The 17,280-nt window shown below is 50.9% G+C and carries 9 protein-coding genes; 8 read left to right on the forward strand and 1 reads right to left on the reverse strand.

What is annotated here, in order from left to right; all coding sequences use genetic code 11:
• Positions 1-36 precede the first annotated feature (36 nt).
• On the forward strand, positions 37-1,533 hold the full coding sequence (gene putP / locus ACYP03_RS06230) for a sodium/proline symporter PutP (RefSeq protein WP_459778893.1): 1,497 nt from the start codon (positions 37-39) through the stop codon (positions 1,531-1,533).
• 95 nt (positions 1,534-1,628) lie between these two features.
• Here putP and ohrR read toward each other — a convergent pair whose 3' ends face one another.
• On the reverse strand, positions 1,629-2,081 hold the full coding sequence (ohrR, locus tag ACYP03_RS06235) for a transcriptional regulator OhrR (protein WP_248143050.1): 453 nt from the start codon (positions 2,079-2,081) through the stop codon (positions 1,629-1,631).
• Between the two features lie 128 nt (positions 2,082-2,209).
• On the opposite strand from ohrR, the gene ACYP03_RS06240 reads away from it, so the two are divergent.
• From ACYP03_RS06240 to ACYP03_RS06270, 7 genes are all read left to right on the forward strand, one after another.
• Positions 2,210-2,635 carry an organic hydroperoxide resistance protein gene (locus ACYP03_RS06240; protein WP_248143052.1) on the forward strand — a complete coding sequence of 142 codons (426 nt, stop codon included), beginning with the start codon at positions 2,210-2,212 and terminating at the stop codon, positions 2,633-2,635.
• Between the two features lie 172 nt (positions 2,636-2,807).
• Positions 2,808-3,989: a tetratricopeptide repeat protein gene (locus ACYP03_RS06245; RefSeq protein WP_330960850.1), complete on the forward strand. Its 1,182-nt coding sequence runs from the start codon at positions 2,808-2,810 to the stop codon at positions 3,987-3,989.
• A 121-nt stretch (positions 3,990-4,110) separates the two neighbouring features.
• On the forward strand, positions 4,111-4,770 hold the full coding sequence (locus ACYP03_RS06250; protein WP_248143054.1) for a CatB-related O-acetyltransferase: 660 nt from the start codon (positions 4,111-4,113) through the stop codon (positions 4,768-4,770).
• A 295-nt stretch (positions 4,771-5,065) separates the two neighbouring features.
• Positions 5,066-6,259: an acetate/propionate family kinase gene (locus ACYP03_RS06255; protein ID WP_248143055.1), complete on the forward strand. Its 1,194-nt coding sequence runs from the start codon at positions 5,066-5,068 to the stop codon at positions 6,257-6,259.
• 334 nt (positions 6,260-6,593) lie between these two features.
• On the forward strand, positions 6,594-8,294 hold the full coding sequence (locus ACYP03_RS06260) for a ShlB/FhaC/HecB family hemolysin secretion/activation protein (RefSeq protein ID WP_459778896.1): 1,701 nt from the start codon (positions 6,594-6,596) through the stop codon (positions 8,292-8,294).
• Between the two features lie 103 nt (positions 8,295-8,397).
• Positions 8,398-16,941, forward strand: a complete 8,544-nt coding sequence (locus ACYP03_RS06265; protein WP_459778897.1) for a two-partner secretion domain-containing protein — start codon at positions 8,398-8,400, stop codon at positions 16,939-16,941.
• Positions 16,941-17,261 (forward strand): hypothetical protein, encoded by a 321-nt coding sequence (locus ACYP03_RS06270; protein WP_459778900.1) that lies wholly within the window; start codon positions 16,941-16,943, stop codon positions 17,259-17,261. The genes ACYP03_RS06265 and ACYP03_RS06270 overlap by 1 nt, the downstream gene beginning before the upstream one ends.
• Positions 17,262-17,280: the final 19 nt, after the last annotated feature.

Here is a 17,280-nt window from a genome sequence, read left to right on the forward strand (position 1 = left end):
CTGTGACGGGAGCAACCAAAATGAGGGAACTCAATCATGATAGAAAATAGCTTTGCTATCACAGGTACGTTTATTGTGTATCTGATTGTAATGCTGGCAATCGGGTATTACGCCTATAAACGCACAGCAGATTCATCAGACTACTTCCTGGGCGGTCGTTCACTGGGCCCGTGGCCTGCGGCATTGTCTGCCGGTGCATCTGATATGAGTGGCTGGCTGCTGCTGGGTCTGCCCGGCTATGCTTTTGCTGCCGGTATGGAGTCGCTGTGGCTGGCTGGTGGCTTGCTGCTGGGTACATGGCTAAACTGGCTGATTTGTGCCAAGCGTCTGCGTACCTACACAATTACTGCCGATAATTCGATCACGATTCCTGAATATCTGTCGAATCGATTCAAGGATAACTCTAAGTTAATCCAGACAATTTCAGCCTTCTTCATTTTGATGTTCTTCCTTTTCTATACCAGTTCCGGCTTGGTCGCAGGCGGTAAACTGTTCGAAACCGTATTTGGTCTGGACTACAAAATTGCTGTGGTTGTCGGTACGCTTTGCGTCGTTTCCTATACGCTGTTTGGTGGCTTCCTGGCGGTATCCTGGACTGACCTTGTTCAGGGCCTGCTGATGAGTGCTGCACTGTTGATTGTACCTATCGCTGCAATGCAGGGCGGTTTCGGGGATCTGGCTGCTTCTCTGGAAGCGAAGAACCCGGATCTGATGACTATTTTCAACGACGTGAAAGGTCAGCCGCTGACGGCAATCAGTATTATTTCTCTGGCGGCCTGGGGCCTGGGCTATTTTGGTCAGCCACACATCCTGGCGCGTTTCAATGCGACCCGTTCCAACAAAGACATTGGTACGGCTCGCCGTATCGCCGTGACCTGGACTGCACTGTCCATGGCGGGGGCGATTCTGGTTGGTCTGGTCGGCATTTTGTATGTGGATAACCAGCTGGCCGGCGATCTGGCCGATGGTGAAAAAATCTTCATGCTGCTGGTGAACTCCATCTTCCACCCGGTGATGGCTGGTATTCTGCTGGCGGCTATTCTGGCAGCAATTATGAGTACGGCGGATTCTCAGCTGCTGGTTTCTTCGTCTGCACTGGCAGAAGATTTTTATAAGCAAGTGATCCGCAAAGATGCTTCAACAGAAGAGATCGTGATGGTCGGCCGTGTGGCTGTGATTGTACTGTCAGTGATTGCCCTGATTCTGGCGATGAATCCGGACAGTACGGTTCTGGGTCTGGTTTCTTATGCCTGGGCCGGATTCGGTGCGGCATTCGGTCCTGCGCTGCTGCTGAGCCTGTTCTGGAAAGATATGAATCGGAATGGTGCATTGGCAGGTATCATTGTGGGTGCACTGACTGTGGTGATCTGGAAACAGCTGACCGGCGGTATCTTCGATATGTACGAAATCGTTCCCGGATTTATTTTCGCTCTGATTTCTATTGTGGCTGTCAGCAAGGCCACTGGCGGTGCGTCTTCAGACCTGCACGAACAGCATGCTACGTTCGAGAAAAACCTGAAAGCGTTCGATTAATTACTGCTTTCATTTGTCTGAACGAAATGCGCAGCCCAGGCTGCGCATTTTTTATTGTCATCCCTCAACCACCGCCTGTGGTAGTGATTATTGGGTTACTCCAGCCCGGACAGCGCCGCATACAGTGCATCGCAGGTGTCTTTCAGCGTTTTGAGTGATGTCAGCGGCATGTCGACTTTACACAGCAGCGACGCCGGGACTTGTGCGGCTTGCTGCTGCATTGCCTTTCCTTCGTCCGTCAGGCTGATTTCACGAACCCTTTCGTCCGTTTCGCTTCTCCGGCGAATGACCAGTCCTTTGCTCTCCAGTCGTTTCAGTAAAGGCGTTAATGTGCCTGAATCCAGGTGGAGTTTTTCTCCCAGCGCTTTCACGCTGAGACATTTTCTTTCCCACATGACCAGCATGACCAGGTATTGCGGATAGGTCAGGTTCAGTGCATCCAGCATCGGCCGGTAGGCTCGGATCATGGCGTTTGAAGCACTGTAAAGGGAGAAACAGATCATGTCATCCAGCGTGATATTGGCTGGAATTTGCGGGGCATCAGACATGGTGGGTCACCTTGAATCGATCGCTTTCAATTAAATTGCGCACAATATACTTGCATTCAATATTTGGATCGATCTAATATTGCTCGCAACTTAATTGTGTGCAATTTAATTAATCCGGGAGAAATACGATGAAAACAGTTTATACCACTTCAGCAAAAGCACTGGCGGGTCGCAATGGTCAGGTAGCAACCGATGACGGATTACTGAGTGTATCGCTGAGTTACCCGAAAGCACTGGGCGGAACCGGTGAAGCGACCAATCCTGAGCAGCTGTTCGCTGCAGGTTATTCGGCCTGTTTTTCGAATGCTGTGCTCCACATTGCCCGTCTGCAAAAGTTGGCTCTGAAAGAAGCACCCACGACGGCGCAGGTGCAGTTGCTGGCCAAAGAGGACGGTGGATTTGCTCTGGCCGTCGATCTTGAGGTGGAACTGGCGATGGAAAACGAGGCCGCGATTGCGCTGGTGAAAGCGGCGCATCAGGTTTGTCCATATTCCAATGCTGTCAGCGGTAACGTTGCCGTGGGCCTGAAAGTGAATGGTATTTCACTGAACTAAATACGGCTGGTGACCTTGCCATCTGTTCATATCCCGGTACGTTGAAACCGGGATATTCCCTCCTGTTTTCAATCGCTGATCTGACCAGATTCAAAATCAGAGAAAATTTAACTTTAGATTTCTCTCAAGATGCCGTTATTAAGAAGAAGAAAGAATTGTCTCAAGAGGGGTTATGTCACAACTCGGTTTAGGCGTCTGCCTTGGTATTGTATTGCTGATTGTGGCGGTTTCCCGGTATTTTGCTCTGATGAAAGAAGTCCGCGAGGCAGCCAGAGAGCAGGCTCGCAGGGACGAAAAATACCGCCAGGTATTAGAACAGGCAAAGGCTGTTGAACACGAAGAAAAAGTCAGAAAGGCTCAGTCAGGTCATATTCCAAGCATTCTGTCGTTAGCGAAGGAAAATGAAATTGGCAATCTCCGTGAAGCAGTCAGTTGGTACCAGAAAGCCGCTGAGCTTGGTAACGAAATTGGACAGAATGCGCTGGCAAGATTATGCCGTCAGGATGTTGATGATCCGCATGGTGAGGCCAGGTCTCGCTATTGGACTTGTATTGTCAAAGCAAATCATAATGACCCGGAAGCCTTGTTTGAGCTGGGCCGTTATGAAATTCGGGGATACGGCACTGCCATCAATACCGCTTCGGGTGTCGGACATCTGATCCAGGCGGCAGAAATGGATTATGTGCCGGCGCAGCTGTTTCTCGGCGACTGGTATGTGGTGGAATCGAATCCGTCTCCATCACCCCGCAGTGCCTTCTTCTGGCGGCTGAAATCAGCCGTGAACAGAGATCCGAAGGGCTGTATTAAGGTGGCCTATTGTTACCAGACGGGAATTGGCGTAGCCAAAGATCGTCGCCGTGCAATTTACTGGCTGGAAAAAGCCACAGAGCTGGGCAGTGTGGAAGCACAATACCTGGCGGGCAAAATGCATCTGAACTATGACCAGCCTGTCACCAATGTGACGGATGCGGCTGTTGCTTATATCTGGTTCTCCGTTGCTTTTGCATCTGGCTATCAGGATGCCAAGAAAGAACGGGACATGGCGGTACAGCATGTCGGGATCGAATCTATTCTGAATGTACAGAAAGTGGCGAAGCAGATTTATAAGCTGGTGCATAATCCGCCAGTTCCTGAACATGCCATTATGGACTTGCTGGATAAAGTGTATGACCGCTCTAAATACCGTCCGACCGACGCAGAGCTGGACGGCGCACTGGGCCGCATCAATGAAGATATAGATCAAGGGGATTATCAGACCGCGGCACCCGCTGCGCCTGCGCAGTCTGGGGGAACCGGTTCTGCTCCGACAAACTGGAGCGGAGACATGGTGACGACAGAATCCTTCACATCCTGACCCCGTTTTTTCCAGCCGCGCCAGAGGTCTGTCTTAGTTGATGGACAGTAAAGCGCGGCTGGCTCATTCCGCTACGTTATACTTATGCAGTACTTTGGCGCAAGATAGTCTAGAGGTAGCCATGGCAACTATCTTTCCCTCCTGGCTCGGCGGATACGAGCTCAATAAGAAAATTACAAACCCGAACATCATTGTCGGCGACTTTACTTATTATTCCGGTTATTACCACGATAAACATTTCGAGGATTATTGTGTCCGTTATCTGATGGGGGATCACTGCACCAAGGCCGTGTGGGATTCAGGTATCTTTGGGGATGTGGATAAGCTGATTATCGGCAAATTCTGCTCCATTGCCTCTGGCGCTGTGTTTATGCTGGCGGGGAATCAGGGACACAGACATGACTGGATATCTTCTTACCCGTTTGATGTCAGCGAATTTGGCGATAAGGTGAAAACGGGCTTTGCCCGGGTCGGAGATACGGTCATTGGCAATGATGTCTGGATCGGCTCTGAGTGTGTGATCATGCCCGGCGTTCACATTGCCGATGGTGCCGTCATCGGGGCCAGAGCCGTCGTAACGAAAGATGTGCCGCCATACAGTGTTGTGGTCGGTAACCCGGGGCGCGTCGTCAAAACCCGCTTTAATGCGGAAGATGTAGCCAAGCTGCTTGAAATGAAATGGTGGGACTGGCCGTTATCGACGCTGAAAGCCAATATGGATGTTATGTGCAGCCATGACGTGGATACCTTGTATCAGCGATTCCTTTCTTTTTCGGAGTAGCCGGAAAGCGGCTCTCCCGATTCCTGTTTGCTATTTCAGGTACTGTTTCTCATCTCAACATTTTGTTGATGCTTTGCTCAATATTTTTTGATGCATTGCAAATAAGTTTGAATTTTTTACACTTTAATTGAATGTTGAGTTGAATGTATCAAAAAAAATTGAGTAATATGGGGGCAGCACAAGATGCTCTGAACCTGTTGCTCCACATCAATTTCTGAGCATCTGTGCTCGACAACCTTTGTTGTCAGGCGGCACTCTGTGCCAAATCAGCCGATAATCTTCTGGTGGGAACCCCATGAGCCATTCTTTAGTACTAGTGATTAATTCCGGAAGCTCCTCGCTTAAATTTGCCCTGATCGATGCCGTGAGCGGCGATGCCCGTCTGACCGGACTGGGAGAGTGTTTTGGTCTCAGCAACGCTTCTGTCAGCTGGAAATATGACGGTGAGAAAGCAAGCTGTGCGCTGGAAGCCACAGGAAACCATCACCAGCAGGCCATTGAACGCTTGGTGACCCTCCTGGAGGAACTGGGTCTGAAACAAGACATCATTGCGATTGGCCATCGGGTGGTACACGGCGGTGAGCGATTCAGTGAAACAGTGAAAATTGATGAGAACGTACTTAGTCAGATTGATGCGCTGAGTGAACTGGCCCCGCTGCATAATCCGGCACATGTGATCGGCATTCGTGCGGCGATGAGCGCCTTCCCGTTCCTGCCTCAATATGCAGTGTTTGATACCGCCTTCCACCAGAGCATGCCAGCCAAAGCTTATCATTATGCTTTGCCGCAAAAACTGTATCAGGACTATGGGATCCGCCGTTACGGTTTCCACGGCACCAGCCATTATTTCGTCAGTCAGGAAGCGGCAAAACAGCTGAGTAAACCGGCTGAAAAAACCAATGTGATCACAGTTCACCTGGGCAACGGCGCGTCGATTTGTGCTGTGCGCAATGGCAAAAGTGTCGACACCAGCATGGGATTCACGCCGACAGCAGGTCTGATGATGGGCACACGCTGTGGCGATTTGGATCCGGGTATCATTGATTTTCTGATGAGCAAAGGCTGGAGCCAGGGGGATTTGCAGCAGGCACTGAACAAAGAAGCGGGCTTTTTGGGAGTCTCGGGCCTGACCAGCGACTGCCGAGGTATTGTTGAAGCCATGGAACAGGGCCATGAAGGCGCAACGCTGGCCTTTGAAATCTTCACCTACCGCGTTGCGAAATACATTGCCTCTTACATGGTGGCACTGGACGAGCTGGATGCGATCGTCTTTACCGGCGGTATTGGTGAGAACTCATTACCGGTGCGCAGTGCAGTGCTGAAACACCTGAAGATTTTTGGTTACCGTGAAGATACCGCGGGGAATGAACAAGCCCGCTTTGGCGAGAAAGGCATCATTACCAAGCCGAATACCCCGGTTGCCATGGTGATCCCAACCAACGAAGAGTGGGTGATTGCCAAAGAATCAATGGCGCTGCTGCACGCCTGAGTCCATCAAATCAAAAAGATTTTCTGAATTGACCAACGGCCTTGAGTTTGACTCGGGGCCGTTTTTTTACAAGCATTTTTTAACTTTAAATTTCATACCCAAGTGATGCTGGTCGCAAGAATTTATCGGCTATGTAAATAAATTTAATTTTATGTAATGAATCATCATTACCAAATAAATAAGTAAACCTTAATTTTTATTTAGATAAATTATTATTTTCTAATTCATTTTTTATTCAAACTCATCCGGGAACTATTTATTGCATATTGAGAAAGGATCTCAATGTGCTTCTGCTTTTTCTGTTATTTCGCGACATGATTGAATCTGTCCGTAAATGAAGCCGTCTCTCCCGGACATTGCTGTCGAATTGGGTGTTATGCATTATTGCTTCGCATTTTTATTGTGGATGTCTGCCTGTGTGCCAGCACAGGCGGTGGTACTTTCGCCTGCCGTTAAAAGCGGGATTGAATCGGAACAGGCAGAACGGCTGCAATCTATTCAGGCATCTCAACAAGCGCTGGAACAATTACAACCGCTGCCATCTGCCTTGCCTGTGTCTGAAGGGGATGAGGCGCAGTGCTTTGTGGTCGACACCGTGATCCTGAAAGGAAACCGGGTGATCACAACAGAAACGTTATTGCAGGCGCTGCCATTTCGCCCGGGCGATTGTATTGGCATCCACGCCATCAACAATATGCTCAAGGTGATCACCAATACGTATGTTGAAAACGCCTATGTGACTTCCCGGGCCGTATTGCTCCCGCAGGATTTATCAGATGGTGATCTTGAAATTGAAATTCTGGAAGGCCGGATGCAAGCGCTTAAGAATAACGGCCAACCCTCAGCCCGTATCCAGCGACTGTATCCTGCAGAAGCAGATAACATCCTGAATTTAAGGGATATTGAGCAGACACTGGATCAGATCAACCGCCTGTCACGATATAACGCAACGGTTCAGTTATTACCGGGCAGCGAGCCGGGCGACAGCATTGTGAACATTCAGTCTCAGTCCGGCCCCTGGTGGCAGGGAGAGCTGGGGCTGAATAATGCCGGTCAGGAAAGTACGGGCGAGCAGCAGTTGTCCCTCACGCTGGTGGCCGAAGATATCTTTGGAATTTATGACAACTGGAGTTTGTCGGGCTCGAAAAGTGCAGCCTTTGCCAATGGCCGGGACAGTCAAAGCCTTCAATTCAGTGTTGGGATCCCTGCGGGTTACTGGACCTTCGGTTACCGGTATGCCTACAGCGATTACCTGACAACGGTCGAAAGCCAGAGTTTTTCTTTTGCGTCCAGTGGTGAGACCCAGAGTCACGGACTGGATAGTCAGTGGTTGTTTTTCCGGGACAGTATCAGTAAGTCTTCACTGCGCTTCGCACTGAACTACGACGGCGTGAAAAACTACATCGACGATACACAGCTCAAAGGCAGCAGCCACAAACGCATGTCCGCCAGTGTTTCGGTGGAATACAGCACGCGTCTGGCGGGTGGGTTTCTGACATTCTCTCCTTTATACGAACGTGGACTGGCTGTGCCGGGAAAATCATCTGCAACGACCGGGCAGCCTGATGATGAATTCAATAAAAGCACGTTGACGCTTAATTTTTCTTATCCGCTGTCGCCTGAATGGTCTCTGTCCACTACCGCATTTGCTCAAATTGCAACCAATTCGCTTCCGGGGAGTGCGCGACTGAGTGTGGGTGGCGAATATTCGGTGCGCGGATTTAAAGGCCAGTCACTGTCGGGCGATGCGGGTTATTACTGGCGCAATGATCTGAATTATGCCCTGGGGACGTTCCCCTGGCTCGGTCAGATCAATCTGGGCCTGTCACTGGATACGGGAGCGATTCATCCGGACAGCACTCCGGATAATCCTGATTCATTTGAGCGCGGCCATCTTACCGGTGGTGCACTGGCGGTTCGCAGCCAGTCGGCGTTTTACCAGAGTTCCGTTTCCGTTGGCTGGCCGATTGAGCATCCATCCTGGTTGCAGGCGGACGATTACAGCCTGAATTACCGTTTGTCACTGAAGTTTTGAAACCGTGTCTGAGGTCTGCATGCATCATCAAGGATTTAAGCGAGTTTTCACTTACGTTTTATGCTGGTTACTGGCAACGCAGCCGGTGTGGGCCGGTATTAAGGTGGATCAAAATCGCCCAAATAATGCCACCCTGACTTCAGCGGCGAACGGTGTGCCGGTGCTGAATATTGCAGCCCCAAATGCCAAAGGTCTGTCTCATAACCAGTTTGATCAGTACGACGTGGGTAAAGCCGGGCTGATCCTGAATAACTCGACCGAAAAACTCGCTCAGTCTCAGCTGGCCGGTTATTTGTCGGGTAATACCCAGCTGAACGGTCAGGCGGCTTCAGTGATTCTTAATGAAGTGACGGGCGCTAACCGAAGCCAGCTGAATGGCTATACGGAAGTTTTGGGCCAGCAGGCGAATGTGATTGTTGCCAACCCATACGGTATTACCTGTGATGGCTGCGGTTTTATCAATACATCACGTGCAACTTTAACCACTGGCGTACCGCAATTTCAGAATGGTTTGCTGAGTGGTTTTGATATCCGGCAGGGGGATGTGACAATTAGTGGACTGGGGCTGGACGGTACCGGTCAGGACTATTTCGATATTCTTTCCCGCACAGCAAAAATCAACGCGGATATTCATGCAAACAATTTGTCTGTCGTCACCGGACCAAATCAGATCGATTACCAAACCAACACAGTCACAGCTACGCATACCAGTGCGGATCAGCCCGCACTGGCGATTGATTCTTCGGCGCTCGGCGGCATGTATGCCGGACGAATTTCGTTGGTGGCCACGGAACAGGGGGTTGGCGTCAATACCGGGAAGCTGTTCAGCTCGGTCGGGGATATTCAGCTTTCTGCGGACGGACAGATCACCTTGGGTGATGTCCGCAGCCAGCAATCGCTCAAGGTGATTTCGAACCAGTCGGTTTCGACGACAGGAACACAACAGGCCGGGCAGCAGATTGCATACGCCGCTGCAGACAGCCTGCATCTTAACGGTGAAAATTCCGCAACCCGTTTTCAGGCATCCGCTGGTGAGCAGATCAACCTGAACGGTCTGGTAAATGCCGAGAAAAGTGCATCGTTTCAAGCGAAATCGGTGTCGCTGGCACAGGCTGAAACAGCTGCGCAGCACATTGAGATTCAGGCCGATACGCTGGCATTGAATCAAAGCACCCTGACCGCGGGCGTGACTTCTGACGGCAGCGAGACCAATACTGGTACGGTCAGCATTCAGGCGGCAGAGGCAACCCTGTCGGACAGTGCTGTTCAGGTCTCCGGTCAGTTTCATAGCGGTGTCAGCCAGCTGGCGCTGAATGCAGGCAGCACGATTGCGGCTGAACAGGTGGAATTTACAGACGCTGACAACCTGATCAACAACGGCCAGATTGCCGCGAAGCAAAGCTTGCAAATCGCCTCAGATCAGTCGCTGACGCTTTCAGGATCGGGCAAAGTGAGTGCAGACTCACTTTCAATTCAGGCAAGCCAGATCAGCAATCAAAGTCAGCTCACAGCCCAGTCGGAGATGAAGGTACAGGCGGATGCACTGACAAACGATGGCAAGCTGATGTCTGCCGGCAGCCAGCAGATCATTTCAGATACGTTTGAAAACGCAGGGACGCTGGCATCTGTCGGAACGCAGCAGATTAAAGTCTCGGGACAGCTGCTAAATACCGGTCATGTTCAGGCGGCAGGGGATCAATCTCTTACGGCGCAAGTTTTTGCTCAGCAGGGCGATGTCTCTGGCGATGGTCAGATCCAGATCAATGCCGGAAGCATGATCAACGACGGTACTCTGACGTCACTCAAGGATATCCGGATCACTGCAGGTGATCAGCTCACCAACAAAGGCAGCTTGGTGGCACAGGGTCATACCGAGTTGTCTTCGGGCGGGACTTTGACCAACCAGGCATCGGGCCTGGTTTCAGGCAACTCCACCACACTCAATGCCAATGTACTGAATAATCAGGGGACCTTGCAGGCCCTGACGAATCTGATGGCGACCCTGACGCAGTTCACCAATCAGGGCGCGACACTCGGTATGCAGGACACAACCCTGAATGTCGCTGGCAATCTCTCGAACAGAGGTCTGTTGTATGCCGGTAATACCGGTTCTTTCTATGTGAAAGGCGATCTGGTGAACACCGAAGGGGATGTTCTGACGGGCGGCAACATGATGATCGCCGGCGATACCAGCGGCGCCCTGTCGAAGTCGGTTCAGAATCTGTCCGGTGTGATTCAGTCCGGTGATGATCTGGAGATGAAGGCCGAGAATATCGTTAACAAACGGAAGGTGCTGGAACTGAAGACTTCGACCGGCGATGATGTCACTGTCTCCCCCCATAATAATAATGCAAATTTTACAGTGAGAAGGGGTAGTCAATATGCACCTATTCTTGAGCACTATCGTTATAAAACTGGAGGTGGAAAAGATAATGGGAATGAAGTAGAAGGTTATAGGGTTGTTGGTAATTCGACTCATTCGTTTGTTACAAAAGATAATTATATCCGGTTAGTTGATTCGTCATCACATTCTCAAATTATTTCAGGTGGTGACTCTCTTATTCAATCAAATGTAATTGAAAATAATGCAAGCCTGATTCACTCTGCCCAAAATACAGTCATTAACGCTAATAAAATAAATAATGTTGGTTATATAACAGGTGGGAACAAAGAAACATCAACTTATAATTATGTGCCCAGCAATAATAGATCTTATTTTGATTTTGAAAGGATTAATGTAAAAAAAGAAACCTATGATAAGGGTTTCATTAACGCCACCATCTCATCCGGTGGTAAAACCGTTCTTAATGTCAAAAACAAGCTGAACAACTCACACATTCAGTCTGATACCGGCTCGTCCAATGCTGGCCGTCCGTCGAAGCAGCTGACAGACACAACGGCTTCAGGCAGCCAGTTAGATATTTTGAACACTGAAGGCAGTGGGATTGCTTTCCCCGATTTCCGTTTGCCAACCACGCCAAATGGGCTGTTCATCTATAACAATGGTCCCGACAGCCACTATTTAATCGAGACCAATCCGATGCTGACGAATCTGGATCAGTTCCTGGGTTCAGATTATTTCTTCGACAGTATCGGCTTCAGTCCGGAAAAAGATCTCAAGGTGCTGGGTGATGCGTACTATGACACCCGGACCATCACCACGGCCATTTTCGAACAAACGGGCAAGCGTTATCTCCATGACGATGTCGGGACAGATCTCGCTCAGATGCAGCAACTCCTGGATAACGCAGGTCAGCAGAAACACAGTCTGAACCTGCAAGCCGGTATTGCGCTCACACCTGAGCAGGTTGCCGGGCTGACGCAGGATATTGTCTGGTGGGAACCGGTTGAGGTAAAAGGCCAGCAGGTGCTGGCACCCAAGCTGTATCTGTCGAAAGTGACACAGGATAACCTGGATGGCGGTGCACTGATCAGCGGTGCTGAGGTGTATACCAAGGCGGGTAATATCGTCAACAGCGGCCAGATGGACAGTCAGGGCAAACTGCATCTGGTGAGTGACGACAGCATCAGCAACCTGGGCGGCAGCATGACGGCTGGCGATGATATTGCGCTGGTTGCGGTGAATGATATTCAGAATATCAGCGGAGCGATTTCCGGGGAAAATATCGCCCTGACCACGGAGAACGGCGACATCATCAACCGGACTGAGGTTGAGCGCATCAGTATCACGCAGGACGGCACCGTCACCACGGCAGAGAATGCCAGCGGTGTGGTGTACACCGGAACCCGAGTTGGCGATACCGCTACGATCAGTGGTCGTGGCAAGGTGACGATGAACGCTGGTGGCTCGATTATCAATACGGCCGCGAACGTCTCTGCCGGAAGTGACCTTAGCTTCACCGCAGAAAAAGACATCATTCTGGCCGCTGAAACCGATCGCGAATCTATGAAAACGCGCGATCAGGAACAACTGAACGTGGCCGTGCTGGGATCCAGCGTGTTTTCAGGTGGTGACCTGAGTGTTGATGCCGGTGAGAATATTTCGGTTACCGCATCTGATATGGAAATCAGGGGCAAACTGGCGATGGTTGCGGGCTGGGATGTTGCCCTGGATACCCTGGTGAATGAAAGCTTCAGCAGCGAGACCTCCGGCAGCAGCAAATCTGTGAGCCATCTTCAGAAGCATCAGCGGACGCAGATGGCGGCCAACGAGGGTGTTTTCATTCAGTCGGGCAACGACATCACAGCAACCGGCAGCCAGGTCATCACACATGGTGATGTGGTCGCGCTGGCAAAAGGTGATGTGACCTTCCAAGCGGTGAATGACAGTGAATATCACTACGACGAAACCACCCGGAAAAAATCTTTCGGCCGCAAAGAGACCCACATTCAGGAGTCGCTGACCGAAACGGTTGTTGGTGCCGATGTCACTGCTGGCGGCAAAATCATCGTGAAGGCTCAGAAGTTCGATGATGTGCAGATGGGTGGCGGCGACAGCGATATCACGCTGATTGGTGCCAATTTCAAAGCCGGTGAAGGCATTGAAGCTTCAGCTGACGGCAGCGTTGGCGTTTATGCCCAGCAATACCGCACCTTCAGCCGTGACGAGAAAATCAAAAAAGGTTTCGGCGGTTTCTCGGGCTCTCACAAATCCGACCTGGACTCTGCAACGCTGCTCAATGCCAGCGGCATGATGAGCAGCGACAATATTGACATCACGTCGGGTAAAACAATCGAACTGATCGCCAGTGAGGTTGAGGCGGGCGGCGATATTAATGCCAGTGCGGTGGATGAAGTGATCATCGCCGCCGGGCAGGAAAGCCGTCAGCGTGAGACTTTTGCGCAGGAATACGGCGCCTTCAGAGGTGGTGACCTGTTCGCGATGGATTCAGCGCGTCAGGGCGAAATCCACAACACCGCCAAAGGCAGTGCACTGACGTCGGGCGGAGCGGTGAATGTCAAAGGCGGCATTGTGACCGTGATTGGGGCTGATGTCAGCGCCGAGACCGACGCCAGTTTCACGGCCGATACCGGCAGCGTTGCCGTGCTGGCGGCGGAAGAAACGCACACCACCTGGTCGTCTTCGGAGTCTCTGTCGGTTGACGTGAAAGATGCCCTGAAGTCGGTCGTGAATCCGTATGAGTCGGTGAATTTTGACGGCGGTCAGGCTAAGCTGACGCTGGCGAAAGCCGACTACGAAAAATCGGACAGCAAGACCGATGCCACCACCCATCGCGGCGCGTCCATCATGGGCAAAGGCACGGTGCTGATGAATGCCGCCGAGGACATTCTGATTGAAGGTTCTGAGGTACTGGCCGACGCCGATGAAGACGGCCACGGCAACATCGAACTGACGGCTGCGAACGATGTTCTGATCCGGGAAGTCACCGACACACAAACCACACAGTCATCGAATACAAAAGGTAATGGTGAACTGAGCTTTGTGGTGCAGCATCAGGCGATTGAAGCGGGTAAAGCGGCCATTGCGCTGAAAGAGTCTGCCGACAAACTGAAGCAGGCGAAAAAAGATTATCGCCAATACAAGAAGCAGCTGGACAGTCTTGAAGACACCCTGTCATCGCTGGAGCTGGCACTGGCAAACCAAGCGCCGGGCGTGGATGCTGCCGATGTTGATGAGCTGAAAGGCATCATCAAAGAGGTGAAAAATGATGAAGCATTCTATCTCGCCGGCATCACGCTCGCGACGGCGGATGTTGCTTCGAAAACCACCTTACTGATCAAGCAAGGTGCAACGACTTACTCCTCATTCTCTACTCTGGGTGTGAATGCCGGTCTCCATCTGGACATGTCGGTTGCGCAAACCGACAGCCAAAGTACCGGCACGACCGCAAGCCGTTCGTCGCTCGCCGGTCAAAACATTGTCGTGAAATCCGGTACGCAGACCGATCAGCAGGTTCTGGTGCAGGGCAGTGTGCTCAAGGCCAAAGAAGAAGTGGTCCTGGATGGCGGCACCGTGAATGTGGTTGCTGCGCAGCAAACCCAATCCGGTCAGTCTTCCACTAAAAGCGGCACCATCGGTGTGTCGATGACGGTCCACGGCAGCAGCACGGGCGGCAGTCTCAATGCCAGCCTGAACCTGTCGGAGCAGCGCAGTCAGTCGACCACTTACGTCAACAGTGGCATAGCGGGCAGCACCGTTACGCTCAAGTCCCGTGGTGACGCCAGCATCGAAGGCGCCCATGTTGATGCTGCACAAGCCCTGAATCTGGATATCGGTGGCGACCTCAACGTGGCCTCGATGCAGAACCGTCACAGCGCCAGCAATCAGGGCACAGGCATCAGCGGGGGTGCCAGCGTTGATGAAAGCGCAAGCTTTTCCGGTATGAATAGCGGCCTGAATGCCAGCAAGGGGCGTTCAGTCACCTCAGACACGCTGCTGACGACATTAACCTCTGGCGGTACGGCGGACATCAACGTCGCCGGGAACACCGATATCACCGGTGCCTTGGTCGCCACCGTTGATGAAAACGGCAACGACCTCGGCCATCTGGCCCTGACCACCGGCAGCTTGACTTTCCGCGATCTGAACAATACCGACTACCGTCAGGACATGTCTGGGGGGCTGACGTCCAGCGTGGGTCTGTCAGGTAGTATCGATTGGACTAAAAACACCACCACTCTGCAGTACAAAAACACCTCGTTTTACAGCAAAGACAAGACGCTCGCGACGCTGGGACAAGGTGAGATCAGTATCGCGGACGACAGCGACCTCACCGCCCTGAACCGCGACTCCAGCAGCACCAGCCAGGAACTGTTCGACGTCGATCGTCAGCAAGGCAACGTGGATGTCAACCTTGACCACCGGCTGCTGACGGAAGATGGGTGGAAGGAGATTCAGGAGGATGTGAAGCGGAATGAACTTGGCTTGTCTTCTTTGGTTGATGTGGTCACCCAAGATTCTATATCTGTTGGTCAGACGCTGGCGCATGTCGATAACGTCCAGAAAAATCTGGATGTTCAGAAGAAGGTTGCTTCGAAAGATGGCGGTAAGTTTGCGGTTATTTTGAATGACCTGGATAGAGCAACGGGTGAGGAAAAGCAGGCCGCAATCAATGCGTATGCCGCGGCCTATGCCGAGGTATACAACATTGATATTGAATCGGCACTTGTTGTTGCCGTCACCAAAGTTGTGAATGGCGCGCATTACCAGACCGAGTCGGGCGCCAGCAAGATCGTGATTAACGATGAGAGCATGAAAAATGCCAGAGACTATATGGCAACGCTGGGTCATGAAGTCACCCATGCGCAAACGGCTCAGGGTGCGTTGGATTCGAGAAATAAAGATCAAGAGGAAGGGTATGCCCATCTGATGGGAGGCTATTCCGCAGACAATTATGCCTTTGTGCTGGAAAACAGCGGACTGGGTACGATCAGAGACGGAGATATCAACCGTCATATTGGCAACAACGCTGTTCTGATTCAGCAAAACAGCACAGCTTTTCTGGTGGATGAAGCCACGCTGCCGACAGGAAGTATCGATTACTACCTGAACAAGCAGGAAATGCTGGATAAGCTGTCTCAACTTGCCAGTTGTGGTCGGCAGGGTGCTGGCTCAAAAGCTTGTCAACAAATGAACCAGTCTAACTGGCTTGACCATACCCGGAATGTCGAGCTTCAGGCCGCCTGTCAGGATATGAGCAGCCCCGGCTGTCTCACACAAATTTCGAAGGCGCAGGCGGCCCTGGAGTCCTATGAAGATAAGGCATCGCCCTGGGATGACACCCGTTTAGGGGATATGCAGGGAAGGATCCAGGTAACGCTGGATGATCCATCGGGCAGGGAGCGTCAGGAACAGCAGGCACAACTGAACGCGTTGTTCGACGGCTTAATTGAATTCACCCCGGGTGCTGGGGATGTGAAGGGTTTTGTTGACGCGGAAAGCGGCATTGACTATCTGGTCGCGGGCCTTGGACTGATACCAGTAGCCGGTGATCTGCTGAAGAAAGCCAAAGAAGCGTTCAGCGCCGGTCGGGTCGAAGAAGCCAAAGTTTTACTGGGTAAAGCTCAGGAGCACCTCCAGCATGTCGATGCGGACTTTGACCTGCCAGATCTGGCTCTGCCGGCCCCCGCCCCCCATCTGGATAAAGCCCCGTCTACGGATTTAGATGTTTCGGGGACACGTTCGGGTAGTACCGTTGGGGACGTTGATGGTAGGATGCTCGGTGATATACCTGTTGTTAAGGTTGATTCATCACAAGCTGTTAAAGGTACGCCAGAATACGAGGCATTAAACAATCCGTTACCTAATACTCAGTATGAGCTCGATAATGGGACTACGTTTAGAACAAATGAAAGCGGTTTCGTTGATGAAATCAGTTTTACGCCAGTTGACGTTAAGATGCCTAGGGATAGTCGTCAAACAGCAGTTGGAAAAGAAGGCTTAGATACAGATGTTGGTGGGCATATTCAGGCGTGTTCTTTTGGTGGGACATGTGACAGATTTAATTTATTCCCACAAGACAAGAATTTTAACAATAGCGGCTATAAAAAATTTGAGAATGAAATTCGGAAAGCTTTAAATAATGGTAAAAATGTGGGAACGGTAAAAGTAAATTTCAAACGTTTAGATCCTAATTCACCTCGACCTGATGCTTTAAGAGTCGAATATGTAATTGATGGTAAAATATTTCGGAAAGAATTTAAAAATCAGTATGGAGGTCAGTGATGAATTTAGCAAATGTTCAAGTGGAAATACTCAGCCGAATTGCTGGCATGATGATAGAAAGTGTTAGTTGTCAATATACGAGTATGAGTTGCCGTTTCGTTATTGATTGCCAAGATGAATCCGTTGAACAGGAATTTTGGTTTGCTAACCATGATAATAGAGTCAGCACGCTTATTAATGATCCTGATTGGATAATATCAGATCTTATATTTGAATTGCATAATGTAATGAGATCTCACACTGGAGGGAGTTGGACTTCTTTTACTCTTGAAATAGACTCTGAAGGTAAAGTTAAAACGAGGTTTGAATATCCTAAATAACTGATTAATAGGACAAGAG

Source organism: Photobacterium sp. R1, from assembly GCF_054600795.1.

What these genes read in the sequence shown, in the direction of transcription:
- ohrR (WP_248143050.1), bottom strand. Translation starts at nt 2,081, where the DNA reads ATGTCTGATGCCCCGCAAATTCCAGCCAATATCACGCTGGATGACATG.
- ACYP03_RS06250 (WP_248143054.1), top strand. Translation starts at nt 4,111, where the DNA reads ATGGCAACTATCTTTCCCTCCTGGCTCGGCGGATACGAGCTCAATAAG.
- ACYP03_RS06260 (WP_459778896.1), top strand. Translation starts at nt 6,594, where the DNA reads ATGAAGCCGTCTCTCCCGGACATTGCTGTCGAATTGGGTGTTATGCAT.
- ACYP03_RS06240 (WP_248143052.1), top strand. Translation starts at nt 2,210, where the DNA reads ATGAAAACAGTTTATACCACTTCAGCAAAAGCACTGGCGGGTCGCAAT.
- ACYP03_RS06245 (WP_330960850.1), top strand. Translation starts at nt 2,808, where the DNA reads ATGTCACAACTCGGTTTAGGCGTCTGCCTTGGTATTGTATTGCTGATT.
- putP (WP_459778893.1), top strand. Translation starts at nt 37, where the DNA reads ATGATAGAAAATAGCTTTGCTATCACAGGTACGTTTATTGTGTATCTG.
- ACYP03_RS06255 (WP_248143055.1), top strand. Translation starts at nt 5,066, where the DNA reads ATGAGCCATTCTTTAGTACTAGTGATTAATTCCGGAAGCTCCTCGCTT.
- ACYP03_RS06270 (WP_459778900.1), top strand. Translation starts at nt 16,941, where the DNA reads ATGAATTTAGCAAATGTTCAAGTGGAAATACTCAGCCGAATTGCTGGC.